This is a genomic window from Microbacterium sp. AK031 (assembly GCF_024807145.1).
GTDB lineage: Bacteria > Actinomycetota > Actinomycetes > Actinomycetales > Microbacteriaceae > Microbacterium.
This window is the reverse complement of the sequence record NZ_JANUCA010000007.1, coordinates 1-25,029: the sequence shown is the minus strand read 5'-3', so window position 1 is coordinate 25,029 and position 25,029 is coordinate 1. Positions and strand designations below refer to the sequence as shown.

Here is a 25,029-nt window from a genome sequence, read left to right as displayed (position 1 = left end):
CGCGGACTCCCATCTAATGTGGGGGGCATGCCCCAGACGGAGAAGTCTGATCGCGTCCGCCGCATCGTCGTAGCCCTGACCGTCGCGGGGGCGGTGGTCGCCGCGGTCTTCGGCTCTGGGCTTCTGGGCGGCACGCCAATGCCGGACGCCGCGGGCGGCGCGTTCGCCGCGGATGCCACGGTGCTCGCTCCCGCCGGTAGCGCGTTCGCGATCTGGTCTGTCATCTACCTGGGTCTGGTGGCGTACGCGCTCTGGCAGCTGGTTCCCGCCCAGGCGGCGAAGCCGCTTCATCGCACGGTCGGATACGGCGTCGCGGCATCCGCACTCCTGAACGCCGTGTGGATCATGTGCGTGCAGGCGTGGCGTATCGCTGAGTCGTTCGTGATCATCATGATCTTGCTCGGCGTGCTGCTGGTGAGCTTCGTCCGCGTCTGCCGCAGGCCGCGCCGCGGCACGATAGCGGAGATCGTGCTGGTCGACGGGACGATCGGGCTGTACCTCGGGTGGGTGACGGTCGCGGCCGCCGCGAACCTGGCGGCCTGGCTCGGAGCCATCGGGATGACGGAATGGACCGAGGCGCCGGGCACTCCCGGTGTGATCACGCTCATCGTGGTCGGCCTCATCGCCGTGTTCACGGCCTGGCGCGGTGGGCGGTGGGCCCCGTTCGTGGCGACGGCGTGGGGGCTTGCGTGGATCGCGGTCGGACGCTGGTCAGGAGATCCGGCCGCGCCGGGCGTCGCGGCGACTGCAGTGGTGCTGGCCGTGATCGTGCTGGCCGTCACGGCGTGGCGCTTCCGTGCACGCGTGAGGCGCGTGGGCGCGAACGATGGACTTTCCCCAGTCCAGCACGGGACAGTTGATCGGTGACCACCTTCACGCACGCTCGTCTCGTCCGTACTCCGCTGACGACCGGATGGCAGGTGCACGCGGCATCCGGCCCCGCCCAGGTCGGCACGGATCCGATTCCCGCGACAGTGCCGGGCGTGGTGCACCTCGATCTGCTGCGTGCCGGTCTCATCACCGACCCGTATCTCGACGACAACGAGTCGGCGCTCGCATGGATCGGGCTGGTCGACTGGACGTATCGCACGACGATCTCCCTCTCGGATGACGTGCTGGCGGCATCTGCGCGGCACGACCTCGTCTTCGACGGGCTCGACACGGTCGCGACGATCACTCTCAACGGGGAGGTGATCGCCGAAGTCGCGAATCAGCACCGTTCGTACCGCTTCGACGTCACCCGCATCCTGATCGCGGGAGACAACCAACTGACAGTCGCGTTCCGCAGCCCGGTGCGGCACGCGAACGCCCAGAGCGTCGCACTCGGCGTGCGTCCACGGCCCTACCCGCTGCCGTACGACGCGATCCGCAAGTCGGCGTGCAGCTTCGGTTGGGACTGGGGGATCGCGACATACACGAGCGGGATCTGGCGCGAGATCCGGCTGGAGTCATGGTCGGATGCGAGGCTCGCGCGGGTCGACGTGCGAGCCGAGGTCGCGGGGAACGGCGGCAGTGTGCAGGTGCACGTCGAGATCGAGCGCACGTCCGCGCAGCCGGCGACGCTCGCGGTGCAGGTCGGATCTCGCGCGGTGGAGGGCATCGAAGTGCCCGCCGGCGCGAACTCTGCGGATCTCGAGGTGCAGTTCGACGCTGTCGAGCGCTGGTGGCCGACGGGGTACGGCGAGCCAGTGCTGTACGACGTGGACGTCACCCTCGCTGCGGACGGCGTCCTGCTGGATGCGGCATCCCGCAGGGTCGGCTTCCGCGACCTGCGCTGGGACACGACGCCGGATGCCGCGGGCACTCCGTTCACTCTCGTCGTGAACGACCAGCCGATCTACGTGAAGGGCGTCAACTGGATTCCGGATGACGCGTTTCCGAGCCGCGTCGACCGCGACCGCTACCGCAGCAGGCTGCAGCAGGCGAAGGATGCGAATCTGAACCTCATCCGGGTCTGGGGTGGCGGCATCTACGAGTCGGAGGACATCTACGACCTCGCCGATGAGCTGGGGCTTCTGGTCTGGCAGGACTTCCTGTTCGCATGCGCCGCATATGCCGAGGAGGAGCCGCTGCGTTCGGAGATCGAGGCCGAGGCGCGCGAGAACATCAGCCGTCTCGCACACCGTGCATCGCTCGCACTGCTCACCGGCAACAACGAGAACACCTGGGGCTACGAGGACTGGGGTTGGAAGACCGCCCTCGATGGCAAGAGCTGGGGCGCGCACTACTACTACGAGTTGTTCCCCGCGCTGGTCGCCGAACTCGCGCCGCACGTGCCCTATGCGCCGGGCAGCCCGTTCAGCCCCGGCGGCGGATGGGATGGCGCTGCGGGGGAACACGGAGTGCAGACCGGCCCGCACCCGAACGACGAGACGCACGGATCGATGCACCTCTGGGAGCAGTGGAACCGCCGCGACTGGCCCACGTATCGCGATCACAGGCCGCGTTTCGTCGCGGAGTTCGGGTGGCAGGGTCCGCCGACGTGGACCACGTTGACCCGCGCGATCAGCGACGACCCGCTCACGCCCGAATCGCCGGGCATGATCGTCCACCAGAAGGCGGCAGACGGCAACGCCAAGCTCACCAGCGGTCTCGTCTCGCACTATCGCGTGCCGGAGGATATCGAGACATGGCACTGGGCCATGCAGCTCAACCAGGCGAACGCCGTATCGTGCGCGCTCGAGTGGTTCCGCTCGCTCGCTCCGCACAACGCGGGCGCCATCGTGTGGCAGCTCAACGACTGCTGGCCGGTGACGTCGTGGGCGGCGATCGACGGGGACGGACGCGAGAAGCCGCTGTACTTCGGGCTGAAGAACGCTTTCGCGCCCAGGACCGTTTCGATACAGCCGGAAGATGACGTGCAACTGGACGATGTCGTACAGCCGGAAGATGCCGTGCAGCCGGCGGATGCCGGACTCATCGCAGTGCTGTCGAACGACAGCGCCGAAGCGTGGGAGGGCGATGTCGTTCTGCGCCGGGTCGGCTTCGACGGCCAAGAGCGTGCCGAGGCATCCGTTCCTGTCTCCATCGACGCACGATCGACGGTCAGGATCGCGATCCCCGTTGACGTCGCGTCGGCGGCGGAAGCCGATCGGGAGATGCTCCTGGCAGAAGGGCTCGGCACCAGAGGGGTGTGGTGGTTCGGCGAACCGCGTGACAGTGCTCTGACGGATCCATCGCTGTCGGCAGAGGTGGCGATGGTGGGTGACGGACTGTGCGATGTGACGATCACGGCGGGTGGGCTCGTCCGCGATCTCACCCTGTTGGTCGATCGACTGGATCCGGGAGCTGTCGTGGATCGAGGGCTCGTGACGCTGCTGCCGGGTGAGCAGGCGACGTTCCGCGTCAGCGGCGTGCGCGGCATCCTGTCGGTCGCTGACGTCCTGCGCCCGGAGGTTGCACGCTCGGGCAATCAGCTCGTGGGGTGAAGCGCCGGCGCTTCTCCACGCTCGCTCGGCTTGTCAAGCCCCTGGGACGGGGCTGCGGGCGCGGCTAACGTCGCCGTCATGATGGCAACCACGAAGACCTCGACCACGAAGAAATCTGCGAGTGCGGCACGCGGCGAGAAGAGCACCCGTCGTCAGAACGCCGAGAAGGGGTTCGTCGCGCCCAAGGAGTTGAGCGCACACCTGCAGTCGGTGCTGGTCGATCTGATCGAGCTCTCCCTGCAGGGCAAGCAGGCGCACTGGAATGTAGTCGGTCGCAACTTCCGTGACACCCACCTCCAACTGGACGAGATCATCGAAGCGGCGCGGGAGTTCAGCGACACGATCGCGGAGAGGATGCGGGCGCTGCACGCGATTCCGGACGGGCGCAGCGACACCGTCGCATCCACGACCACGTTGCCGGAGTACCCGCAGGGCGAGATCGACACGAGCAAGACAGTCGACCTGATCACGGTCAGGCTCGAGGCGGTCGTGGGGACCATGCGCGATGTGCACGATGACGTCGATGAGGCAGATCCGACGAGCGCCGACATCCTGCACGCGATCATCGAGAAGCTCGAGCAGTTCGCGTGGATGATGAGCGCCGAGAACCGGAAGCCCGCCGCGCGCGGCTGATCGGCGTGCGCCGTGGCGTCCGGCGTCGTGCGAGTGGGCACATCCGGTTGGCGGTACGCCGCATGGCGCGGTGACTTCTATCCGGGCCGGTGCTGTGGCAGCTTCCCGAGCGTCAGGAGTTCCAGCCGGAGCTGCTCGATGCGTTCCTCGCGCTGCTGCCGCGTTCGATGGGCGCTGCCCTGGACCTGGCCAGGCGGCACGATGATCGGCTACGTGGCAGAGCGTGGCTGGAGATCGACGAGGATCGTCCGATCCGTCACGCACTGGAGCCGAGAGTCGAGAGCTTTCGGGGAGCCGGGGATACGCTGCGCGAGCACGACGTGGCGATGGTCGTCGCTGACACCGCCGGCCGGTTTCCACGTTTTGATGCGCTGACCGCCGACCGCCGACCTCGTATACGTCCGCCTGCACGGAGCGCAGGAGCTCTACAGATCGTGGTGCCATCGGGGCGGTGACGCTCTGCGAGAATGATCGCGTACCCCTGGCAACGCCGCCGGGCTCTCACCGAAGGACCACCGACGTGACCACGCATATCTACGACGCAGTACGCACTCCATTCGGGCGTGCGGGTGGGGCGCTCGCCGGCATCCGTCCCGACGATCTGGCGGCGATCGTCATGCGCGCGACTGTCGAGCGCACCGGGCTCGACCCGGCACGTATCGACGACGTCATCTTCGGCGACGCGAACCAGGCAGGTGAGGACAACCGGAACGTCGCGAGGATGGGCGCGTTGCTCGCCGGATTCCCGACGACCGTCACCGGCACCACGGTGAACCGACTGTGCGCCTCCAGCGTCGAGGCGGTCATCCAGGGCGCACGGGCGATCGAGTCGGGAGATGCCGAGATCATCCTGGCCGGCGGCGTCGAGTCGATGAGCCGTGCGCCGTTCGTTGTGGAGAAGCCGGCGAAGCCGTATCCGGCGTCCGGGAATCAGACGATGTGGAACAGTGCGATCGGTTGGCGCATGACGAACCGTGCGCTGCCGACGCGCTGGACGATCTCCAACGGTGAGGCGGCCGAGAAGGCGGCGCGCGTCGCCGGAATCAGCCGCGAGGAGCAGGACGCATTCGCGGTGCGCTCGCACGAACTTGCGGCGAAGGCGTGGGCCGACGGCGTCTACACGGAGGAGATCGTGCAGGTCCCCGGCGCCGAGCTCGCGCGCGACGAGGGCATCCGCGACGAATCCACCGTGGAGAAGCTCGCGGGGCTGCGTCCGCTGTTCGCCGAGGACGGCACCGTCACCGCCGGGAATTCGTCGTCGATAAATGACGGTGCGTCTGCGCTGCTGCTCGGCGCCGAGGGCGCCGTGGATGCCGAGCCGCTCGCCCGCATCACCGGCCGCGGGGCGCACGGCGTCGATCCGGACGACTTCCCGATCGCGCCGATCGAGGCCGCGAACAAGGCACTCGCGCGGGCCGGCCGCACCTGGGCCGACGTGGACGTCGTCGAGCTCAACGAAGCGTTCGCCTCGCAGTCGATCGCGTGTCTGCGCGGCTGGCCCGACCTCGACCCGGAGAAGCTGAACATCCACGGCGGTGCGCTCGCGATAGGGCATCCGCTCGGAGCATCCGGCGGCCGGATCATCGGCCATGCGGCGCACGAGCTGCGCCGTCGCGGCGGAGGCGTCGCCGTCGTCGCGATCTGCATCGGCGTCGGGCAGGGCCTCGCCGTGGTGCTGGAGCGGTGAGGCGTTCCCTCGACAGAGTTCGACGCCCGGATTCGGGCTGACTCCGGCAGCGACCATCGATGGAAGAAGACTTTCCGGGGTTCCGATGCGTCGGAAGGCCGGAAACCCTTCTGACAACGATCGATGCGATGTGCGAGGGGCGTGCTGGAGTGTTAGCGCGAGCCGTCAGCTCATCCCGTACTGGTGCGCGAGGATCACGGCGTGGATCCGATCTCGCGCCTCGAGCTTCATCAGCACCCGCCCGACGTGAGTCTTGACGGTCGACTCGCTCAGATGCAGTTCCTGAGCGATTTCCGCATTGGTCAGCCCGCGGGCGATGGTGCGGAACACGTCGCGCTCCCGCTCCGTGAGAGCGGCCGTGGGATCTGAGGCATCCTCCACCGAGGGCAGGCGTGGACCGAGATGCTCGAGCAGCCGGCGCGTGATGCGCGGCGACAGCGCGGCGTCTCCGCGGTGCACGGACCGCACGGCCGAGGTCATCTCGTGCCGCTGGGCGTCTTTGAGGAGGAACCCGCTCGCTCCGGCACGGATCGCACCGAATGCGTACTCGTCGAGATCGAATGTGGTGAGCACGAGCACGCGGGTGCCGGGCATGGACGAGACGATCGCCTCGGTCGCGGCGATGCCGTCGAGTCCCGGCATCCGGATGTCCATCAGGACGACGTCGGGCCTTAGCTCCCTCGCCCGTCTGATCGCCTCGTCGCCATCCGCGGCCTCACCGGCGACGACCATGTCGGGTTCGGCTTCGAGCACAAGCCGGAAGCCGACCCGGATGAGCTCCTGATCGTCGACGAGAAGAACGCGGATCGACTCTGTCACTGGGCATCCTCTGCTCTATCGGAGATGGGCGATTCGGATGCCGCGGGCAGTTCAGCGCGCAGCATCCAGCGGTGGTCGCCGACCGGCCCGGAGCGGATCGTGCCGTTGACATGTGCGGCGCGCTCGCTGAGGCCGCGGAGTCCGAAGCCTGTCGTACCGACCTCACCGGTGACGCCGTCGTTGTCGATCTCGATGACGGTCGGGTCGCTCGCGTAGTCGATGTGAACGGCGATCCTCGTCGCACCGCGGGCATGGCGCATGGCGTTGGTGACGCCCTCCTGCACGATCCTGCCCACTGCGAACTCCACGGATGCAGAGGCGTTCGGCTCGCCGACGGTCGTGAGAGTGACCGGGTAGCCAGCATTCTTCGCGGTGGCCACGGTGGCGTGCGGCGCCGCCGACTGCATCGGGGCGAGGGGGATGTCGCCCGCGCTGTCGCGCAGCACTCCGAGCATCGACCGCATCTCCGTGAGTGCGCCGCGGGCTGTCGCGGCGGCGGCCGCTGAGGCATCCCTCGCGCGTGCTTGATCATCGGTGGCGGCGGCTCCCTCTGACAGGGCGACGATCACGGTCAGCGAGTGCGAGACGATGTCGTGCATCTCACGTGCGATGCGGGCGCGCTCTGCGGATGCCGCGAGCTGAGCCTGCTGGTCGCGTTCGACGAGAAGCTGTCGTGATCTGTCGATCACAGCCTCGATGTAGCGCTTGCGCCCTCCGACGTTCACGCCGATGAGCGTGCCGATCAAGGCGAGGGTGAGCTGGCCGAAGATCCCGTTGAGCGCGGCTTGCAGCGTGATGGTGTCGGTGAAGTAGAGAAGGAGAGAGAGCACGGTCAGCGAGCCGATGCCGATCGCCATCCCTATCCACGCGGCCCTGGTGGACCGGTACACGGCGATCGAATAGCTCGTGACGAGCAGGAGCGGTCCGCCGGCCGGTTCGATGAGGAACAGGTAGGCGACTGCCGTGACGTAGGCGGCGACGAAGACGACGACCGGCCATTGGCGTCGCCGCAGCAGCAGTACGCAGGTGGCGAGGACGAGGACGCCGATGATGATGTTGGCGACGAGCGGCGGCCCGTCGACGACGGTCAGGCCTCCACCGGGGGTGGAGCGGTAGTTGGTGGATATCGAGGCTGGTGTGAGGGAGAGGAGCAGACAGATGATCGCTATCAGCACGTCGGCGAGGACCGGATGCCGCGCCCAGTAGCGACGGATGATTCCAGGGGGACGCGGCAGCCGCAGCTCCTCCTCCTCGAGGAGGGAGGCGCTGCGGCTGCGCTGGTTCGACACGGCCTCGACTCTACGCGGCGATGTCTCTTCGCGTCGCGTTCTCACGCGCGTACCGATGGGCGCCGCGTTCTCACGCGTCGCGGGTCCGCAGCACGGCCCAGGCCGATGCCATCCCGGCCGCTACCCACGCTGCGAGCGTCAGATACGCCTCACCGGCAGACAGGCCAGCGTCGTCCTGGGGGAGGATCGCGCTCTGCGCGGCCGTCATCGGCAGGTGATTGCTCACATCGGTGATCCACTCCCACCCTTCGACCGGCATCGCGAAGATGCTCGCGATGATGGGGAGGACGAACAGGAGCCCGACAGTCGCCGCGATCGCGCCGGCTCCCGAACGCAGGAGGAACCCGAAGGCTACGCCGATCAATGCGAACACGGACATCGAGACGGATGCTGCCACGATCGGCAGGAGCGCACCGGCCAGATCGTCTCCCGGGAACGCCACGTCCCTCGATGCGAAGACCGGCATCACGGCGAGCGCAGCGAGGGTGAAGATCACCAGCGACGCGACGAAGAGGAACAGAGCGACGACGATCGCCTTGGCCGCGAGCACCGAGCCGCGGACAGGATCGGCAGCGAGCGTGGAGCGGATCATTCCCGTGGAATACTCACCGGTCACGGCGATGGCCCCGATGATGCCGGCGAGCAGCATCGTGAACTGGAACGGCGTCACGACCGCCTGGATGGGCTCGAAGCCGGGCACGTTCACAGCCCCCGCGACGAGTACGGCGATGCCGATCGTCAGTGCTGCGGCGATGCCGATCGACCACCACGTGGAGCGGAGGGTCGAGAGCTTTATCCATTCGCTGCGCAGCGCGTGGACGAACGTGAGGCGGTACGGCGATGTTGTCTGTGAGCGCATCGCCGGTGCGGCTGTGGTGGTCATGCGAGTTCCTTTGCGGGATATTCGGCGGAGCGGTATTCGACCGACTCGCCGGTGAGCGCGAGATAGGCGTCCTCGAGTGAGCCGTTGCTTGGCGTGAGCTCGTGCAGCGGGATGCCGCGGTCGGCGGCGATGTCGCCGATACGGGATGCCGGGAGCCCGACGATCTCGAGCGAATCGGGGCTCGTACTGACGATCTCGACATCGGCGGCGGCGACGGCGGATGCCAGATCAGCCACGCGGGGGCTCCGCACCCTGACCGTGGTGGCGGTCCAGGAGCGGACGAGCTGGTTCAGCGGAGCATCCGCCAGTACGCGGCCGCGGCCCATGACGATCACGTGATCTGCCGTCTGCGCCATCTCGCTCATGAGGTGGCTGGACAGCAGCACCGTTCGTCCCTCTGAGGCGGCGAAGCGGACGAACTGGCGCACCCACCGAACGCCCTCGGGGTCGAGGCCGTTCACGGGCTCGTCGAGGATGAGGGTGTGCGGGTCGCCGAGCAGCGCCGAGGCGATGCCGAGACGCTGACCCATCCCGAGCGAGAACTTGCCTGCGCGCTTGCGGGCGACGGAACCGATCCCGGCGAGATCGATGACCTCGTCGACGCGTGACGTGGGGATGCCGTGGGTCGCTGCCATTGCGCGCAGGTGGTTCCTGGCGGTGCGGCCGGTGTGCACCGCCTTCGCGTCGAGCAGCACCCCGACTTCGGTGAGTGGGGCGCGAAGGCGCCGGTACTCCTGGCCGTTGACCGTCGTCCGGCCCGAGGTGGGCTTGTCGAGGCCGACGATCATGCGCATCGTGGTGGATTTGCCGGCACCGTTCGGTCCGAGGAATCCGGTGACGGTACCCGGCTGCACCGTGAATGAGACGTCCTGCACGGCGGTCTTGTCGCCGAACCTCTTCGTGAGGCCTTCTGCTGTGATCATGTCTTCGACGCTACGGGGAGGAGGATCGACTCCGCGTCCTCCTGCAGTGCCGACTGCTGGTCGTCAAGTGGCACCCCGGGCCCATTCAGAGATGAGGTGGTCGCGCGAGGTCAGTCGACGGCGATCCTGATGATCCGATCGTCGTCCGGTCCGGGATCGCCGCGGCCGTCGGTGTTGTTCGTCACGACCCACGTCGATCCGTCAGGGGCGAGGACGACGTCGCGGAGGCGACCGTACTCGGCGACCAGATGCTCGGTGGAGGTCGTGAGGTCGTCAAGCGGAACCTCGCGAAGGCGTGCTCCTCGCAGATTCGCGATGAGGATGACGTCTCCGGCGACGACGATGCCGCTCGGGCTGGCGTCCTGAGGGGCCCACTGCTGCACAGGGTCGGTGAAGCCGTCGTGCTCCGCGATACCCTCGACCTCGGGCCAGCCGTAGTTGCCTCCTGGCTCGATAACGTTGAGCTCGTCCCAGGTGTTCTGTCCGAACTCGCTGGCGTAGAGGGTGCCGTCGGCATCCCAGGTGATGCCCTGGGCGTTGCGATGGCCATAGCTGTACACGGGCGAGTCGGGGAACGGGTTGTCCCGCGGAATCCCGCCGTCCGGTGTGAGACGGAGGATCTTGCCTGCGGGGCTCTTGAGGTCCTGCGCGTCCTGCCCGTTCCCGGCGTCGCCCGTTGTGGCGTACAGCATGCCGTCTGGGCCGAAGGCGATGCGTCCGCCGTTGTGATTGCTCGCGGACGGGATGCCGTCGAACACTCGCTCGGCGGCGCCGATGCCCAACGAGCCCGGCTCACCGGTCAGTGTGAAGCGATCGATGCGATTCTCGTCGCCGGCGGTGTAGTACGCGTACAGAAGATCATCGTGAACGGCGATGCCGAGCAGCCCGCCCTCTCCACCTGGCGCGACGCCCTCGATCACCGCGATCTCACGAGCGCCTCCCGCGCCGTCGAGCTCGAGGATCCGCGCGGAATCCCGCTCGCTCACCAGCGCAGTCGGGTCATGAAACGCCACGGACCACGGGACGTCGAGTCCGGCGGCGATGACGGATGGTGTCGGGCTCTCGGATACCGGCGGAGTCTCGGATGCGGTCGGGATCTCGGACGGCGTCGGTGTCGCGGCGTCGTCGGCGCCGGTGCAGGCTGTGAGCGTGGCGGCAGCGAGGAGCAGAGGGATCAGGCTCATGAGGCGTTTCTTCGTCATGCGGGTCGCCCTTCGTCTCTGCCGGTGTCTCTCAGCGTTTCGGTCAGCGCGCGGAACCGGCTGATGTCAGCGCTGCGCGATCTGACAGCGCCGCCGCGATCCGCGTGACCGCTTCCACCATCAACGGGCGGGGCATCGCGAAGACGAAGCGGGTGAAGCCGACGGCGGATACGCCGCAGGCCGCTCCGTCGGTCATTGCGACGCCGGCGTTCTCGCGGAACCAGGTGCCGAGATCGCCCGTGAGACCGGTCGCGCGGAAGTCCAGCATGGCGATGTACGTGCCCTCCGGTGTCGTCATCCGCACGCCAGGAAGGTGCTCTGCGGCGAGTTCGGCGAGCAGCCGGCGGTTGCCGTCGAGGTACTCGACGACCTCCCGCAGCCAGCCAGCGCCGCCGGTGTAGGCGCCGACGTTGGCAACCGCGCCGATCGTCGATGTGCCGTGGCCGACCCAATTGCCGGTGCTCTCCCACAGCAGCGCATCCTCGTCATTGGACAGGATGATCTGCGCGCACTTGAGGCCAGCGAGGTTCCAGGCTTTGGAGGCGGACGCCGCGGTGATCGTGTGACCGGCCGCCGTTTCGGAGATCGAGGCGTAGGGGATGTGCCGGGCGGGGGAGTACACGAGCGGGGCATGGATCTCGTCGGAGAAGACTCGCCCTCCGGCAGCGGCGACAGTGTCGGCGACGCGCTCGAGCTCTTCGCGGGTGGAGACCGTGCCGAGCGGATTGTGCGGATTGCAAAGGACGAACAGCTCGCCGCCGTCCGCGAAGGCGGCGGTCACCGCATCGTGGTCGATCTGCCAGCGGCCGTCGACCTCGATGCTCGGCACCTCGATGACCCGGCGGCCATGCATCTGCGGCACCATCAGGAACGGCATGTACGCGGGCGTCGGGACGATGACGGCGGCACCGGGGCTGGTGAACTGCTCGATCGCGAACTCGAACGCCGCGATGACGTCGGGAACATGATGCACGCGCTCAGCCGGCACATCCCAGCCATAGGAATCCGCATACCAGGCGGCTGTCGCCTGCGCGAGCTCGTCGGCGAGACGCGAAGGCAGGTAGCCGGTCAGCCCGCGCTCCATGGCCTCGTTCACGGCATCCTTCACGGCGGGGGCGACGCCGAAGTCCAACTCAGCGACGAAGGCGCCGATCATGTCGGGGAACATGGTCCATTTCATGCTGCCGGCCTGGCGCAGGTCGACTTCCGTGATCGCGTCGAAGTCCTGGGGTGACATCCGCGCCGTCCTCTCGATAGGAGCCTGGAGAACGGGACCGATGGCTGTGCCGCTCCGCTTTCAAGCGTAACCAGGATCTGATGTGCGGGGACGGCCAGGGGCAGAAGCATCCGATTACTTCCCGGCTCCGAACAACGTGCGAGCACACCTTCACAGGTGGAGTTGGAGGAGACCGTGGCAAAACGCAGCTTTGGCAGACGATTCATCGCGTGGGCAGCGCTCGCCGGCGTGATCGGCGGAGCGGTCTTCCTCGCCACCGCTGAGCTGTTCGCGCTGATCTTCGCGCGTGCGGCCAGCCCCATCCTCGCGGTGGGCGGGTTCGTGATCGACATCGTGCCCCAGCCCTTCAAGGAGCTCGCGATCGCCACCTTCGGCGAGTACGACAAGATCGTTCTGCTGGCCGGCCTCGGCCTGGCCGTGGTCATCGCCTCGGCGATCGCCGGTGTTCTGCAACTGGTGCGTCCTCCACTCGGAGTGATCGCGCTGGTCGTCGCAGGCGGGCTTTCGACGGCGGCGATCGTGACCCGCGCAGGCGTGACGCCGCTCGCCGTCCTGCCGCCGATTCTCGGCACGGTCGTCGGCTCGTTCCTGCTGCTCCTCCTCGTTCGGCGTCTGCGAGCATGGCGGGCGTCGGCTGTCCGGGAACGGGATCGCGAAGACGCCGACGATGAGTCGCGGGTCCCAGCTGCAGTCGACGAGCCGCGCGTCGGGCTCGACCGGAGACGGTTCTTCGTCCTGGCGGCAGTCGCCGGAGCATCCGCCATCATCGTCGGCATCACGTCCCGCACCGTGAGCATGGCGGTGGCATCGGTCGAGACGATCCGCAAGGCACTCAAGCTTCCGGCGCCGCGCACCACGGTGACCGTGCCGGCGGGCGCAGAGCTCGATGTTCCTGGGCTGAGCGAGCTCTTCACCCCGAACGCGGACTTCTACCGGGTCGATACCGCGCTCACCGTGCCAACGATCGACCCCGAGAGCTGGCGCCTGGTCATCGACGGCATGGTCGATCAGCGAGTTGAACTGAGCTTCCAGGACATCCTCGACATGGGGGTCGACGAGTACGCGATCACCCTGACGTGCGTATCGAACGAGGTCGGCGGGGAGCTCGTGGGCAATGCGATGTGGCTCGGTGTGCCGCTGCGCGATGTGCTGCGCAAGGCCGGGGCCAAGTCCGGCGCCGACATGGTGCTGTCCCGCAGCATCGACGGATATACCGCGAGCACGCCGCTCGCGGCACTCGTGGATGACGAGCTCGACGCGATCCTCGCGGTCGGGATGAACGGAGAGCCGCTGCCGCTCGAACACGGCTTCCCGGTGCGGATGGTCGTTCCCGGCCTGTACGGCTACGTGTCGGCGACGAAGTGGCTCACCGAACTCAAGGTGACGACCTTCGCTCAGGATGAGGCCTACTGGACGCCTCGGGGATACAGCGCCGAGGCGCCGATCAAGTTCTCGTCCCGCCTGGACACCCCGAGCATCGGTGAAGCTGTGCCGGCCGGGCGCATCCCGATCGCGGGCGTGGCCTGGGCTCAGTCGGTCGGCATCGAGCGTGTCGAGGTGCGCATCGATGAGGGCGAGTGGATGCCGGCGACATTGTCCACACCCATCAACGACGACACCTGGGTGCAGTGGTTCATGGAGTGGGATGCGACTCCGGGCACGCACTACGTCGCGGTTCGCGCCGTCAACAAGAACGGCGATCTCCAGATCGAGGAGCGCGCGCCGATCGCGCCGAACGGCTCATCGGGCTGGCAGCGTTCGCTCATCCGCGTGACCTGACGTGCGTCGGGCGTCGGGCGTCGCCCGCGTGCGCTCGCCGCATAGGGGTCGCTATCAGCAGGGTCAGAACCGGGCTTCCCGCGTCGAAGTGCGGATGCGATAGAGGCTGGTCGTGGCGGTGATGAAGAGGTCAGTTCCGTCGGGGCCACCGAAGCAGAGGTTCGCGACCACCTCCGAGACCGGGATGAAAAGCAGTTCCGCGCCCTCCGGTGAGAAGACGTGGATGCCGTCACCAGCGGACGACCACACGCGACCTTCGACATCGACGGCGATGCCGTCGGGCACGCCCTCGTCTATCGTGGCGAGTAATCGGCCACCGCTCGCCTCAGATCCGTGAACGTCGTAGGCGCGGATCCAGTGACCTGGGCCGTCACCCGCCGCCGTCGCCGTGTCGGTCACGTAGACGGTGCCGCCGTCGGGCGAGAACGCGATCCCGTTCGGGCGGTCCATGTCATCGATCACGGATGTGAGCCCGTCGGCATCCGACCATCGGAAGACATGACAGGCGCCGTACTCGCGGATGCCTGGATGACCCTCGCGCGGCTGAGTGATGCCGTAGTCGGGGTCGGTGAACCAGTATGAGCCGTCCGGTGCGAGTGCCACGTCATTCGGCGAGTTCAGCTGGTGCTCACCCCAGTGGCTGACGATCTCGGTGACTGCCCCGTCGGGCATCTCCCGCTCCAGCCGTCGCCGGCCGTGCGAGCACTGAACGACGCTGCCGTCACGGTCCAGCATCCGGCCGTTCGTGAATTCCACGTCGCTGCGATGAACGCTCACATCGGAGGTCGCCGCGTCCCAACGCATGATGCGGTTACCCGGGATGTCGCTCCACCGCAGGACCCCTTCGTCGGGGATCCAGAGCGGCCCCTCCGCCCAGGTCGCGCCGGTGGCGAGTCGTTCGACGGCTGAGCCGTGGGGGAGCAGGTCCGTTTCAGTCGTCATCGACGCTCTCCTGTTTCGATTCGGTGTCTGCGGCGCGCGGGCCGAGGGTGGGGACGGCGTCCGGTGCTCGCGCATGCTAAAACTACGTGACTTGACGCGCTCGTGGCGCGGGTGTTGCCTTGAGCGATGGAGCTCATCGCGTCTGCAGACGGAACACTCATCGCCATGCACGAGGTCGGTGCAGGTCCGGCCGTCGTCATCATCAATGGCGCATTGTCGACCGCGCGGGATGCCGCGGAGATCGCGCGTGCGTTCGCCGACGCTGGGCTGCGTGCGATCACCTACGACCGGCGTGCCCGTGGGGACAGCGGTGACAACACCCCCGCAGCGCCGGAGCGTGAGGTGGAGGATCTTGCCGCGATCGTCGCGGCATCCGGACCTGACACTGCTGTGATCGGCCACTCGTCGGGGGCGGTCCTCGCGCTGTTCGCGGCAGGTCAGGGCGTGCCGATGTCGCGTTTGTTCCTCTCCGAGCCGCCGTTCCGCTTCGGTGAGGGTGAGCCTGCGGCAGATCTCGAAGACCGTCTTCAGGTGCTGGTCGACGATGGGCATCCTGAAGAAGCCGTCGTCCTGTTCCAGCGGGAGGCCGTCGGACTGCCGGAGCCGTTCATCGAGCAGTTCCGCGCTTCGCCCGCTTTCGCCCAGATCGCACGGCTCGGCCGCTCGACGATCTACGACACCTTGTTGACCAGGCGCGCGTCGACGCCGTCCCGCGAGATGCTCGAAGTGCGGATGCCGGTGACCATCCTGTGCGGCGTGGAGACGATGCCGATCCTGACGAACGCGGCATACCGCCTCGCGGAACTGATGCCGGATGCCGAGCTGTTGCAGGTGTCGGAGTCGGTGGGGCACCGGATGGATCCTGAGGCGAGCGCACGGATCGTGGCGGCGCGGATCACTGGGTGATTGGTAGACGGTCCGGGAGCACCGCGACCTGACCTCCGTGGTCACGGTGCTCTTTTCGGTCAGTCGGAGATCGAGTCGGTGGACGAGCGGCCGATGCCCGAGGCCGCGCCCCGAGCGGCGAACATGCCGAGAACGGTGACGCCGGCGAAGACGAGCATCAACAGTCTTGCGGAGGCGACCAGATCCGGCGCGGCGAGGTTCACGATTAGTCCCGCGAGAGCTGCGCTGAATGCGCTCGCGATGAGCAAGACGGTGTTGACCGCAGCGGCAGCCTTGGCGCCTTCCTCTTCACCATTGGTGCTTCCGAGCGCGGCGACGGTCAGATGAGGGAAACCGAGCCCGATCCCCGCGCCGGCGGCAAACAGCGTGAGGAACCACAGGACGATGACCGTCGTGGACGGGCCCTCGTGCTGGAGTATCCCGTATGCGGCGAGGCCCAGGCCCACGACCAGGGGCCCGACGGTGATGAGCCCGCGACGCGATCTGATGCCGGACGCGTTCGCGGTGAAGATCTGAGTCACGGACCATCCGAGCGAGAACGCCGCCCCGAGGAGCGCGGCGATGAAGGGCATCAGGCCACCGATCTCCTGTCCGAACAGCGGGATGAATGCCTCCGTGCCGATGGCGAACGCGAGCACAGCGACTGTCAGGTACACCCAGCGAAGTGAAGAACCGCGGGCGAAAGTGACCTTGGGGAGGATTCCGTTGTGGCCGCGACGTTCATGGCGGAGGAACCACGCGACGAGTACGATGCCGACGGCCAGTGAAACACCGGTGGCGAGTCCGGTGGGAACGACGCTCGCGATGCCTACCGACGCGACGCCGCCCGCGAGGAGCAAGAGCGACGCCCATGGCACCGACGCGCTCGAGCGGGCCCTGGCGGTGCGCGGGAGAGAGCGGACGACAACGATGCCGATCAACCCGGAGACTACGGCGAGACCGACGAACACACCGCGCCATGCATCCAACTGCGCGAACACACCGCCGACGACAGGCCCGACGATGTTGCCGACCCCCCACATCGCTGACACCAGTGCTGCACCGCGTGCCCAGAGCCGCTCGGGAAGGGCGCGCTGGAGGAGTGCGTAGCCGAGCCCGGCGAGCAGCCCGCCGCCGAGCCCCTGCACTGCTCGCCCGAAGAGCAGCGCTGACATCCACGGGCTTGCCGCGCACAGCAGTGATCCCAGCGCGAAGAGCCCGAGAGCGAGCAGATACGCTCGCACGGCACCCTGCTGGGTGAGAATTCTGCTCACCAGCATCGCGCTGACCACAGACGCCAGCAGGAACGTCATCATCGTCCAGGCGTAGAACTCTGCGCCTCCGATCTCTCCGACGATCGTCGGGAGGAGGCTAGTCGTCAGATACACGTTGCTCGCCTCGAGCAATACCCCGCCGGCAAGAACAGACGCGATGGGCGCGTAGCGGCTGCCGAGCAGCTCGCGCCAGGTGCCAGTCGGTGCGGTGTCTTGTGGGGCGGTCTGCGTCATGCGGGCGGTCCTTCGTGGCATCAGAGAGGCGGAGGACCGTGCCTCCGCGGCGCCGGTCTTCGGCTACCGTCCGTCACGCTAATACCTCAAGTCCACTTGAGGTCAATAAGGATTTCATAGTTTCCCGTTCGCCCCATTGACGAACGTCAATATGATGAGCAAGATCGACGTATCGATAATCATCGATGTGTCAATCCTGCAGATCCGAGATGGGGAGTCAACGATGGATCCGGAGTTCGCTTTTCAGTTCCACAAGCGGATGGAGCTCGAACGCACGCGTCAGTTGGAATATGAGCGGGTAGCACGGGAGCGAATGCGCATGATGGGCGGGGCTCCGCTGGAGGCGGCTCCGCTGCGCGGGTGGAGCGTCAGCATTCGGCGGTGGTGGAGAGCATTGGGCACCATCCGAGTGACCACAGCGCCGACCAACGCCTGCTGCGTCACCCCTGTCGTCTGTTCTTGACAAACCATCTGACAGGCTCTCGCGGACCTGGCCGCCGGCGAACTCATCGTCGAACTCACCCTCAAATCCGCAACAACTACCAACGCAAAAACGACTGAACCCCCGTATACCGGCGGTTCAGTCGTTCACGATGCTCTGAGACATCACACCGAGGGACTGACGGGAATCGAACCCGCGCTATCTGCTTGGGAAGCAGAAGTTCTACCATTGAACTACAGTCCCGTACCTGCCCATGAAGAACAGGTGAAGGCAAGCCTACCTGGACTCGCATGGATGGCCAAAGCCCGTCGCGACAGGCCATGCTGGAGACTGACTTCTGCGTTCGTGGAGGAGAACAGAGGTCTGCATGGGCACGGTCATCGGCGAGCTCCTTCCGTTCGCGATCGGCATCGCGATCAGCCCGCTGCCGATCATTGTGGTGATCCTCACGCTGCTGAGTCCTCGGGCTCGCACGAGCAGCGTCGGCTTCCTGCTCGGGTGGGGAGTCGGCATCCTCGCGGTGATCGTGGTCTTGACGGCCATCTCGACCGTCCTTCCGGAACGCAGCGATTCTGCGCCGAGCGTCTGGGCGGGAATCCTCAAGCTCGCGCTCGGTGCGCTTCTGCTGCTGCTCGCCGTGAAGCAGTGGCGTAAGCGTCCCCACGGAGACGAGACGCCGGAACTCCCTGGCTGGATGAAGAAGGTCGATTCCCTGAACTTCGGCGGCGGCATCCGCCTCGGGCTGTTCCTCTCGGTCGTGAATCCGAAGAACGTGATCCTGAGTACGAGCGTCGGCGTCGACCTCGGCACTTCAGACCTCGGCTTCGGTGCGCTCGTCGTCGTGACAGGCGTCTTCGCGCTCATCGCGGCATCCACTGTCATGGTTCCCGTGATCGCCTACGTGTTCGCGGCGAAGCGTCTGCGCGTGCCGCTCGAATCCCTGCACACGTGGCTCACCCGCGAGAACCACACGATCATGGGTGTGCTGTTCGTCGTGCTCGGGTTCGTGACGCTGGGCAAGGGCATCGGCATCATCTGGCCGTAGTCAAAGGCGAGGTCGTGGTCAAAGGCGAGAATGAGACCATGCTTCCCTCTGACATGCGTGCGGTCGTCTACTCCGCCTCCGGTGAGCGGCCTCTGGTCCGTGAGGTCCCGGTTCCGCAGTGCCCGCCCGACGGTGCACTCGTGCGCGTCGAGGCGACAGGCGTCTGCCGCTCGGACTGGCACGCCTGGCGCGGGCACGATCCGGTGCGGTTGCCGCACATCCCCGGTCACGAGTTCGCCGGCGTTGTCGCGGCGGTCGGTTCGGGCGTTCGGCGTTTCGGGCAGGGCGATCGCGTGACGGCCCCGTTCGTCAACGGATGCGGGAAATGCAGCTGGTGTCTCGCCGGCAACGCGCACGTCTGCCCGGATCAGACGCAACCGGGCTTCACCCATGCGGGCTCCTTTGCGGAGTATGTCGTCGTCAGAGCCGCCGACGTCAATCTCGTCGCGCTTCCCGAGAGCGTCGACGCGCTCGCCGCGGCGTCCCTCGGATGCCGTTTTGCGACGGCATTCCGCGCCGTGACTGCGCACGGCGAGGTCGGAGAGGGCACTGAACTGGCGGTGTTCGGCTGCGGCGGTGTCGGGCTCTCCACCGTGATGATCGCGACGGCGCTCGGGGCGCGAGTCACCGCCGTCGACGTCTCTGAGGCTGCGCTGGAGCGTGCCCGCGCCCTCGGTGGCGTGCACACCGTGAACGCTGTGGAATCAGACCCTGCCGATGCCGTCGTGCACGCGACGGCGGGCGGCGCACACGTGACCGTGGACGCGATCGGCTCGCCGGCGACTGCGCATGCGGCGATCCGGAGCCTGCGCCGCAGAGGCACGCACGTTCAGGTCGGCCTCATGCTCGGCGAGAACGCGGAGGCCCCGCTCCCGTGGGGTCGCGTGATCGCCTGGGAGCTCCGTGTGCTCGGCTCGCACGGCATGCCGGCCGTCGACTATCCGGCGTTGCTGGATCTGGTCCGTGACGGCAGGCTGCATCCGGAACGACTGATCGGCGACGTCGTGGATCTGCAGGGCGCCGCCGACGCCCTCGTCGCAATGGACGGTTCGCAGGCTGCGCCGGGTATGGTCGTCGCCCGGGTGAGCTGAAGCCGGGCGCGCAACGCCCGGCCATCGATCGGGCTCAGTCGGCGCGCCATCGCGCGTTGACGAGATTGTGCGTTGACTAGGCTGTACCCGTGCTTCTCAGCGACCGCGACATCAGAGCAGAACTCGCCTCCGGCCGCATCGGCCTGGCTCCGCACGAGCCGGAGATGATCCAGCCGTCCAGCATCGACGTGCGCCTCGACAGGTACTTCCGGCTGTTCGACAACCACAAGTACCCGTTCATCGACCCGGCCGAAGATCAGCCCGAGCTCACTCGCCTCATCGAGGTCAAGCCCGATGAGCCGTTCATTCTGCATCCCGGTGAATTCGCCCTCGGTGCCACCTTCGAACAGGTCAGCCTCGCCGACGACATCGCCGCGCGTCTCGAGGGAAAGTCGTCGCTCGGACGACTCGGCCTCATCACTCACTCCACGGCGGGCTTCATCGATCCGGGCTTCACCGGACACGTCACGCTCGAGCTCGCGAATGTCGCGACACTGCCGATCAAGCTCTGGCCGGGCATGAAGATCGGGCAGCTCTGCTTCTTCCGCCTGACCTCTCCCGCCGAGAACCCCTACGGCTCCGGCCCATACGGCAACCGCTATCAGGGGCAGCGCGGACCGACGGCATCCCGCTCGTTCCAGAACTTCCACCGCACTGACGTCGGTAACACCGACCTGGGGTCGCTCGGCGGCTGAGTCACGCAGATCGCCGACTGACCCGGTGCAGATCACCGACGCACACGTAGTATCGAGAGCGTGAGCGGCGAAAACACAGAAGGACCGCAAGATCCCGACGAGGATGCCACGACCGATGCGCCCGTATCGGGTGGTGAACCGTTCGTGCCTCCGCCGGCGCCTGTTCCTCCCACTGAAGCGGGGGTAGAGCCATTCGCTGTCCCGGCACCGGAGACGGTCGCGATTCCCGATGCCGAAGCGGCCATCGAGAACTTCGAGGTGCCACCGCCTCCCAAGTTCGGCGCGGTGCCACCGGCTCCCAGCGCGGAGCCAGTCATCCCGCCGGCGCCGTCCGAGAACGCCACGACGGATGCAGCGGACGCACCCGCGCTCCGAAAGCGCACCACCTGGGCGCCCGACGACACATGGACCTCGGCATCCGCCCACAAGCAGGAGGTGGTGCCGCCGACCGCTGCGCAGAAAGCTGAGTCACGCGCTGCCGCTTCACGCGCCGCGACTGCTCGCGACGAAGCGAGCCGGAACTACGTGAGCCCGGCTGCGGGCGGCACGGAAGGTCACAGCTACCGCGGTTGGACGATCACGATCTTCGCCATACTGGCGATCCTGCTCATCGGCGCCATCGTCCTGATCGGGTTCCTCGTCGGCAATGCGCCGTCTGCGCAGTCGTCCTCCGAGGCGGTGTCTGTCGCGCAATCGATGTCGTCCTATCTCGCACTGCCGATCTGAGCGGGTTCAGCATCCAGAGCGTCGACGGCGTCAACGCCGCCGGTCACGATCGCGATTACCGCGTCGAGCACGGCGTCGTCTGAGATCAGCCTGGTGTGCCCGAGACCGGTCGTACGGATGAGCCTCGATCGCCCGCGGTGCGCCTCATGAAGACGAAGCGCGTCGGCATCCGGCATCCGTCGGTCCTCGCGGTCGTGGGCGACCAGCAATTCCGTCGTGTTCGGAAGCGGGCGAGCCACCGCGTCGTAGTGCGCGATCGCGGTGGCCGGCGTCTCGCCCAGCCGCGCGTAGAAGAGCCGCTCGAACTCCGTACGCGTCGAGTCGTCGAGCCCGAACATCGCGCTGAACTCGTGCAGAAAGGCCGCGGGACTCGCTGCGGCGGCGATGACTGCGACCGATCGGGCCTCAGCGTCATCCCGTGCTGCGGCCAAGGCTGCGAGGCCGCCGAAGCAGTGCCCGACGATCGCATCGAATCCGCCGTAGCGGTGCGACAGCCGTGATGTGACGTCGAGCCAATCGGTGATGTCGGCGCGGCGACCGTCCGAGGCGCCGTGTGCGGGCGCGTCGAACGACACCACCCGATATCCCGACGCGACCAGTTCGCGGACCAACGGCGCAAGCTGCGAGGCGCGTCCTTGCCAGCCGTGGAGCAGCAGCACGGTGCGCTCGCCGGCACCCCACCGATAGGTGGCGACATCGTGACCGCGCAATCGCAGAAACTCGCGGTGTCCGGCGAGATCGGTGGCCGAGTCCCGCTCATGAACGGCCATCTTCGGGCCGGGGCGGAAGAACGCACTGAGCGCGAGTCGCGCCGCGATCGTGGGCGAGAGAGCAGCGGAGATGCGGATGCTGCGACGGAGGGCGGTGACGGAAGCAGACATGATTCCTCGTTCCTGGTCGATGAGTTCCTGCGCCAATGAATACGTACGATCGTATGTAGAGTATACGAACGATCGTGCGTACACTAAAGGGGTGGCGCAGAAAGTGATTCAGGACGGACGGCGTGCTCGCGGCGATGCCACGCGACGGGTCGTCTTGTCCAGCGCGACCGACCTTGCCTCGGTGGAAGGGCTCGACGGGCTGACGATCGGGCGACTGGCCGGGTCTTCCGGTCGCAGCAAGAGCAGCATCGCCACATTGTTCGGCAGCAAAGAGCGGTTGCAGCTCGCCACGGTCGCTGCGGCCAGGGAGATCTTCGTCGATCGGATCATCGTCCCCGCTCGCGACGAGCCCCGCGGACTGTCGCGCCTCGTCGCATTACTGCGCCACGCGCTGATCTACTCCCGCGATCGAGTCTTCCCCGGTGGCTGTTTCTTCGCCGCGACGGCGGCCGATGTCGATTCCAAGCCGGGCGAGGTCAGTGACGCCATCCGATCCGCGACCTCTGCCTGGTATGCCTACATCGACGCGCAGATCGCACACGCCATCGAAGCGGATGAGCTGACCGTCGACGAGGCGGGCGCCGAGCTCCTCGCGTTCCATCTGATCGCGCTGTATGAAGAGGCGAACTCGCGCTCATTGCTCATGCGCGACGATCGTCCGTACACGCTCGCCGCGGCGGCGATGACGGAGCGGCTCATCGCGGCCGGGGCTCCGTCGGATCTGGTCGTCGCGCTCGACAGCTAGACGACGATGGCGGATGCCGAAGCATTCGCGGGGTGCGCTGTCAGGGCGTCTCTCTACATCTCCGACAGGCGTTTGGCTAGGGGGGAGAAGGTCGGCGGCGACGTGCTTACCGTGGAGAGAGCACCCGACGGAGCAAAGGAGAACCAGCATGGAAACACCAGGCACTGACGCACTCGTCAGACTCGGCGATACCGACGAAACGGTGGCCAACCCGGACGATGACATCCGTGGACGCGATGTCAAGGACAAGGACGGCGCCGATCTCGGCAAGGTGAAGGCGCTCCTCATCGACGAGAACGAACGCAAGGTACGCCTCATCGAGGTCGCCTCAGGAGGATTCCTGGGGATCGGGCAGGACACGACCTTCATTCCGGTCGACGCGATCACCTCCGTCACCGCCGACGAAGTGCGGCTGGATCAGACCCGCGAGCATGTCGCCGGTGCGCCGGCGTATGACCCCGCCCTCATCCACGAGCGCGACACCTACGGCGATGTCTTCGGCTACTACGGGTTCGCCCCGTTCTGGGGAGGCGGCTACAGCTACCCCGACTATCCCTATTACCGACCCACCGGAGCCTGACTCGACGCAGGGCGGATGCCGAAGCATCCGCCCTGCACTCCTTTCGCGGCAGGAGCTCAGCGGTCGTCACGACCGCGGGTGAACCCGGCGTCGAAGCCGCGCTCGTAGGCGCCCTGCGCGAAATGTGCGAAACGAGCACGCGCGTGTCCTCCGCGGTGGCCGTGCGGTCCGCCGTGGTGGCAGTCCTCGCGCTCGCTCGTGCCGGGTGCGCCGTGCCCGTCGTGCCTCTCATACCCTTCGTGGTCGAAGCGCTGTGACGGATGCCTGAATCCATGCCCGCGGCGACCGGAGCCGCGCGGTCCGAAGCTGCGATGTCCGAAGCCGTGATCGCCGAAGCCGCGACGCCCGCGTCCACGGGGGAGCGGCGTCTCCTCGTCCCAGCCGAACGTGCGGGCCAGCCGCTCGAGCGTGGCCATGGTGGTGGCGAGGTCTTCGGCGGGAACCGCATCGGTGACCTTCGCGCGGATGCCGTCGACGATGCCGCCGAGGCGCTCCTTGGCGGCGCGGCCGTCGTCGGTCAGGGTCCAGGTGCCATCGGCATCTGTCACCCAGCCGAGTTCGATCAGTCGGGCCAGCTTGTGGGCGGGCAGCGGGTGATCGCTCTTCGGGCGGCCCGCCGGAACTGAGCCGTCGACGATGTTCAGGAGGCGCCACTCCCGGCGCGTGATGCCCTCGGATTCGAAGGCGGAGGCGAATTCAGCCGCCATGAGGCGATCGACGGCCTTGAGCCAGAATCCGAACGGGCGGGAAGTCTCATCTGTGTTGATGGTGTTCATGGGGAATCCTTTGCTTGTAACTATGCATGTATATGTAGTGTGACATGCAATGTAAGTGCATGTCAATATGCATGTAAAATCGGATGCGTGAGCACTGACAATCCGGATCCGGCCGAGATCATCGCGCAGGCTCTCTCGCGCCTGCGCGGGCGGCGACCGCACGGACCCGGGCGTGGCGGCCCGCACGGGGTGCGCGGTGACTTCATCGGAGATCACCACGGTCATGGCCCAGGACACGGAGAACATCCCCATGGCCACCGCGGAATCGTGCCTCCGCCATGGGCTGGCGGACCGGGCGGGCGTCTGGGAGGACCCGCCTGGATGCGGATGCTGGAGGCGCTGGCCGCAGCATCCGAGCCGCTCAGCGTCAGCGCACTCGGCGAGGCGGTCGGCGTCGATCAGCCGCGCGCCTCACGACTCGTGCAGCAAGCAGTGCAGCGCGGCCTCGTGCAGCGCGAGGCCGACCCCGACGACGCGCGTCGCACGCGCATCGCGCTCACGGAAGCCGGACGCAAGATCGCCCGCGGCATGCGCGGGGAGCGGCGCGAGGTGCTGGCGCGCGCGCTCGAGCCCTTCACCGACGAAGAGGCGCGAGAACTCGCCCGCCTGCTGAGCAAGCTCGCCGACAACTGGGGGAGTTGAGCTTCACACGGCATCCGAGGCTTTGAAAGGAGGAAAGTGCCGGTCTCTCGGCGGGCAATGTCAAGTGGTGGGAGCAACGCCGGGGGCAGATTCATATGGTGGGAGCAACGCTCTGATTGAAGGAGCGTTTCATGGTCAAGTTGTTTCCGCCTGGTACTCGTGCCGCGTTCGTTGATCTTGTGTGCGCCGGC

General features: G+C 67.1%; 25 protein-coding genes and 1 tRNA gene. 15 read left to right on the top strand and 11 right to left on the bottom strand.

Going from position 1 to position 25,029, the window contains the following annotated elements; translation table 11 throughout:
* Window positions 1-27: 27 nt before the first annotated feature.
* From HDC95_RS13005 to HDC95_RS12985, 5 genes are all read left to right on the top strand, one after another.
* Window positions 28-867, top strand: a complete 840-nt coding sequence (locus HDC95_RS13005; RefSeq protein ID WP_259063994.1) for a tryptophan-rich sensory protein — start codon at window positions 28-30, stop codon at window positions 865-867.
* Window positions 864-3,428 carry a glycosyl hydrolase 2 galactose-binding domain-containing protein gene (locus HDC95_RS13000; protein WP_259063993.1) on the top strand — a complete coding sequence of 855 codons (2,565 nt, stop codon included), beginning with the start codon at window positions 864-866 and terminating at the stop codon, window positions 3,426-3,428. The genes HDC95_RS13005 and HDC95_RS13000 overlap by 4 nt, the downstream gene beginning before the upstream one ends.
* An 81-nt stretch (window positions 3,429-3,509) precedes the next feature.
* Window positions 3,510-4,061: a Dps family protein gene (locus HDC95_RS12995; RefSeq protein ID WP_396652710.1), complete on the top strand. Its 552-nt coding sequence runs from the start codon at window positions 3,510-3,512 to the stop codon at window positions 4,059-4,061.
* 89 nt (window positions 4,062-4,150) lie between these two features.
* Window positions 4,151-4,516 carry a DUF72 domain-containing protein gene (locus HDC95_RS12990; RefSeq protein ID WP_259063991.1) on the top strand — a complete coding sequence of 122 codons (366 nt, stop codon included), beginning with the start codon at window positions 4,151-4,153 and terminating at the stop codon, window positions 4,514-4,516.
* 65 nt (window positions 4,517-4,581) lie between these two features.
* Window positions 4,582-5,748: a thiolase family protein gene (locus tag HDC95_RS12985; RefSeq protein ID WP_259063990.1), complete on the top strand. Its 1,167-nt coding sequence runs from the start codon at window positions 4,582-4,584 to the stop codon at window positions 5,746-5,748.
* A gap of 165 nt (window positions 5,749-5,913) precedes the next feature.
* Here the strand turns inward: HDC95_RS12985 and HDC95_RS12980 are convergent, their stop codons facing one another.
* From HDC95_RS12980 to HDC95_RS12955, 6 genes are all read right to left on the bottom strand, one after another.
* The gene (locus HDC95_RS12980) at window positions 5,914-6,567 is read right to left on the bottom strand and encodes a response regulator transcription factor (RefSeq protein ID WP_259063989.1); all 654 of its coding nucleotides are present in this window, start codon (window positions 6,565-6,567) and stop codon (window positions 5,914-5,916) included.
* Complete coding sequence (locus HDC95_RS12975; protein ID WP_259063988.1) at window positions 6,564-7,856, bottom strand: sensor histidine kinase; 1,293 nt, start codon at window positions 7,854-7,856, stop codon at window positions 6,564-6,566. The genes HDC95_RS12980 and HDC95_RS12975 overlap by 4 nt, the downstream gene beginning before the upstream one ends.
* A gap of 70 nt (window positions 7,857-7,926) precedes the next feature.
* Window positions 7,927-8,739 (bottom strand): ABC transporter permease, encoded by an 813-nt coding sequence (locus tag HDC95_RS12970; protein WP_259063987.1) that lies wholly within the window; start codon window positions 8,737-8,739, stop codon window positions 7,927-7,929.
* On the bottom strand, window positions 8,736-9,662 hold the full coding sequence (locus tag HDC95_RS12965; RefSeq protein ID WP_259063986.1) for an ABC transporter ATP-binding protein: 927 nt from the start codon (window positions 9,660-9,662) through the stop codon (window positions 8,736-8,738). The genes HDC95_RS12970 and HDC95_RS12965 overlap by 4 nt, the downstream gene beginning before the upstream one ends.
* A 110-nt stretch (window positions 9,663-9,772) precedes the next feature.
* Window positions 9,773-10,864 carry a sorbosone dehydrogenase family protein gene (locus HDC95_RS12960; RefSeq protein WP_259063985.1) on the bottom strand — a complete coding sequence of 364 codons (1,092 nt, stop codon included), beginning with the start codon at window positions 10,862-10,864 and terminating at the stop codon, window positions 9,773-9,775.
* A 43-nt stretch (window positions 10,865-10,907) separates the two neighbouring features.
* Complete coding sequence (locus HDC95_RS12955) at window positions 10,908-12,101, bottom strand: MalY/PatB family protein (protein WP_259063984.1); 1,194 nt, start codon at window positions 12,099-12,101, stop codon at window positions 10,908-10,910.
* A gap of 174 nt (window positions 12,102-12,275) precedes the next feature.
* On the opposite strand from HDC95_RS12955, the gene HDC95_RS12950 reads away from it, so the two are divergent.
* Window positions 12,276-13,880: a molybdopterin-dependent oxidoreductase gene (locus HDC95_RS12950; protein WP_259063982.1), complete on the top strand. Its 1,605-nt coding sequence runs from the start codon at window positions 12,276-12,278 to the stop codon at window positions 13,878-13,880.
* 63 nt (window positions 13,881-13,943) lie between these two features.
* Here the strand turns inward: HDC95_RS12950 and HDC95_RS12945 are convergent, their stop codons facing one another.
* Window positions 13,944-14,822 (bottom strand): SMP-30/gluconolactonase/LRE family protein, encoded by an 879-nt coding sequence (locus tag HDC95_RS12945; RefSeq protein WP_259063981.1) that lies wholly within the window; start codon window positions 14,820-14,822, stop codon window positions 13,944-13,946.
* A gap of 126 nt (window positions 14,823-14,948) precedes the next feature.
* Here HDC95_RS12945 and HDC95_RS12940 point away from each other — a divergent pair, with 126 nt between their 5' ends.
* On the top strand, window positions 14,949-15,728 hold the full coding sequence (locus tag HDC95_RS12940; protein ID WP_259063980.1) for an alpha/beta fold hydrolase: 780 nt from the start codon (window positions 14,949-14,951) through the stop codon (window positions 15,726-15,728).
* Between the two features lie 59 nt (window positions 15,729-15,787).
* Here the strand turns inward: HDC95_RS12940 and HDC95_RS12935 are convergent, their stop codons facing one another.
* Window positions 15,788-17,215, bottom strand: coding sequence for an MFS transporter (locus tag HDC95_RS12935; protein WP_259063979.1), 1,428 nt, complete (start codon window positions 17,213-17,215; stop codon window positions 15,788-15,790).
* 151 nt (window positions 17,216-17,366) lie between these two features.
* Here HDC95_RS12935 and HDC95_RS12930 point away from each other — a divergent pair, with 151 nt between their 5' ends.
* On the top strand, window positions 17,367-17,678 hold the full coding sequence (locus HDC95_RS12930; RefSeq protein WP_259063978.1) for a hypothetical protein: 312 nt from the start codon (window positions 17,367-17,369) through the stop codon (window positions 17,676-17,678).
* Between the two features lie 151 nt (window positions 17,679-17,829).
* Here the strand turns inward: HDC95_RS12930 and HDC95_RS12925 are convergent.
* Window positions 17,830-17,900, bottom strand: a tRNA-Gly gene (locus HDC95_RS12925).
* Window positions 17,901-18,024: 124 nt separating this feature from the next.
* Here HDC95_RS12925 and HDC95_RS12920 point away from each other — a divergent pair.
* From HDC95_RS12920 to HDC95_RS12905, 4 genes are all read left to right on the top strand, one after another.
* Window positions 18,025-18,702: a GAP family protein gene (locus HDC95_RS12920; RefSeq protein ID WP_259063977.1), complete on the top strand. Its 678-nt coding sequence runs from the start codon at window positions 18,025-18,027 to the stop codon at window positions 18,700-18,702.
* Window positions 18,703-18,755: 53 nt separating this feature from the next.
* Entirely contained in the window at window positions 18,756-19,793 is a 1,038-nt protein-coding gene (locus tag HDC95_RS12915; protein ID WP_396652709.1) for a zinc-dependent alcohol dehydrogenase family protein, read from the top strand.
* An 89-nt stretch (window positions 19,794-19,882) separates the two neighbouring features.
* Window positions 19,883-20,488 carry a dCTP deaminase gene (gene dcd / locus HDC95_RS12910; RefSeq protein WP_259063975.1) on the top strand — a complete coding sequence of 202 codons (606 nt, stop codon included), beginning with the start codon at window positions 19,883-19,885 and terminating at the stop codon, window positions 20,486-20,488.
* 60 nt (window positions 20,489-20,548) lie between these two features.
* Complete coding sequence (locus tag HDC95_RS12905) at window positions 20,549-21,214, top strand: hypothetical protein (RefSeq protein ID WP_259063974.1); 666 nt, start codon at window positions 20,549-20,551, stop codon at window positions 21,212-21,214.
* Here HDC95_RS12905 and HDC95_RS12900 read toward each other — a convergent pair.
* Window positions 21,193-22,095: an alpha/beta fold hydrolase gene (locus HDC95_RS12900; RefSeq protein ID WP_259063973.1), complete on the bottom strand. Its 903-nt coding sequence runs from the start codon at window positions 22,093-22,095 to the stop codon at window positions 21,193-21,195. The genes HDC95_RS12905 and HDC95_RS12900 overlap by 22 nt on opposite strands.
* A 91-nt stretch (window positions 22,096-22,186) precedes the next feature.
* Between HDC95_RS12900 and HDC95_RS12895 the strand changes: the two genes are divergently transcribed.
* Together HDC95_RS12895 and HDC95_RS12890 are read left to right on the top strand one after the other, a co-directional pair.
* Complete coding sequence (locus HDC95_RS12895) at window positions 22,187-22,840, top strand: TetR family transcriptional regulator C-terminal domain-containing protein (RefSeq protein ID WP_259063970.1); 654 nt, start codon at window positions 22,187-22,189, stop codon at window positions 22,838-22,840.
* A 148-nt stretch (window positions 22,841-22,988) separates the two neighbouring features.
* The gene (locus HDC95_RS12890) at window positions 22,989-23,420 is read left to right on the top strand and encodes a PRC-barrel domain-containing protein (protein ID WP_259063969.1); all 432 of its coding nucleotides are present in this window, start codon (window positions 22,989-22,991) and stop codon (window positions 23,418-23,420) included.
* A 56-nt stretch (window positions 23,421-23,476) separates the two neighbouring features.
* Here the strand turns inward: HDC95_RS12890 and HDC95_RS12885 are convergent, their stop codons facing one another.
* Window positions 23,477-24,196 (bottom strand): MarR family winged helix-turn-helix transcriptional regulator, encoded by a 720-nt coding sequence (locus tag HDC95_RS12885; protein WP_259063968.1) that lies wholly within the window; start codon window positions 24,194-24,196, stop codon window positions 23,477-23,479.
* Between the two features lie 87 nt (window positions 24,197-24,283).
* Between HDC95_RS12885 and HDC95_RS12880 the strand changes: the two genes are divergently transcribed.
* Complete coding sequence (locus HDC95_RS12880; RefSeq protein ID WP_259063967.1) at window positions 24,284-24,838, top strand: MarR family winged helix-turn-helix transcriptional regulator; 555 nt, start codon at window positions 24,284-24,286, stop codon at window positions 24,836-24,838.
* The last annotated feature ends 191 nt before the right edge of the window (window positions 24,839-25,029 follow it).

Coding starts and splice junctions, on each gene's coding strand:
- HDC95_RS13005 (WP_259063994.1), top strand. CDS start 28: ATGCCCCAGACGGAGAAGTCTGATCGCGTCCGCCGCATCGTCGTAGCC.
- HDC95_RS12995 (WP_396652710.1), top strand. CDS start 3,510: ATGGCAACCACGAAGACCTCGACCACGAAGAAATCTGCGAGTGCGGCA.
- HDC95_RS12970 (WP_259063987.1), bottom strand. CDS start 8,739: ATGACCACCACAGCCGCACCGGCGATGCGCTCACAGACAACATCGCCG.
- HDC95_RS12965 (WP_259063986.1), bottom strand. CDS start 9,662: ATGATCACAGCAGAAGGCCTCACGAAGAGGTTCGGCGACAAGACCGCC.
- HDC95_RS12960 (WP_259063985.1), bottom strand. CDS start 10,864: ATGACGAAGAAACGCCTCATGAGCCTGATCCCTCTGCTCCTCGCTGCC.
- HDC95_RS12955 (WP_259063984.1), bottom strand. CDS start 12,101: ATGTCACCCCAGGACTTCGACGCGATCACGGAAGTCGACCTGCGCCAG.
- HDC95_RS12945 (WP_259063981.1), bottom strand. CDS start 14,822: ATGACGACTGAAACGGACCTGCTCCCCCACGGCTCAGCCGTCGAACGA.
- HDC95_RS12940 (WP_259063980.1), top strand. CDS start 14,949: ATGGAGCTCATCGCGTCTGCAGACGGAACACTCATCGCCATGCACGAG.
- HDC95_RS12935 (WP_259063979.1), bottom strand. CDS start 17,215: ATGACGCAGACCGCCCCACAAGACACCGCACCGACTGGCACCTGGCGC.
- HDC95_RS12930 (WP_259063978.1), top strand. CDS start 17,367: ATGATGAGCAAGATCGACGTATCGATAATCATCGATGTGTCAATCCTG.
- HDC95_RS12920 (WP_259063977.1), top strand. CDS start 18,025: ATGGGCACGGTCATCGGCGAGCTCCTTCCGTTCGCGATCGGCATCGCG.
- HDC95_RS12915 (WP_396652709.1), top strand. CDS start 18,756: ATGCGTGCGGTCGTCTACTCCGCCTCCGGTGAGCGGCCTCTGGTCCGT.
- HDC95_RS12900 (WP_259063973.1), bottom strand. CDS start 22,095: ATGTCTGCTTCCGTCACCGCCCTCCGTCGCAGCATCCGCATCTCCGCT.
- HDC95_RS12890 (WP_259063969.1), top strand. CDS start 22,989: ATGGAAACACCAGGCACTGACGCACTCGTCAGACTCGGCGATACCGAC.
- HDC95_RS12885 (WP_259063968.1), bottom strand. CDS start 24,196: ATGAACACCATCAACACAGATGAGACTTCCCGCCCGTTCGGATTCTGG.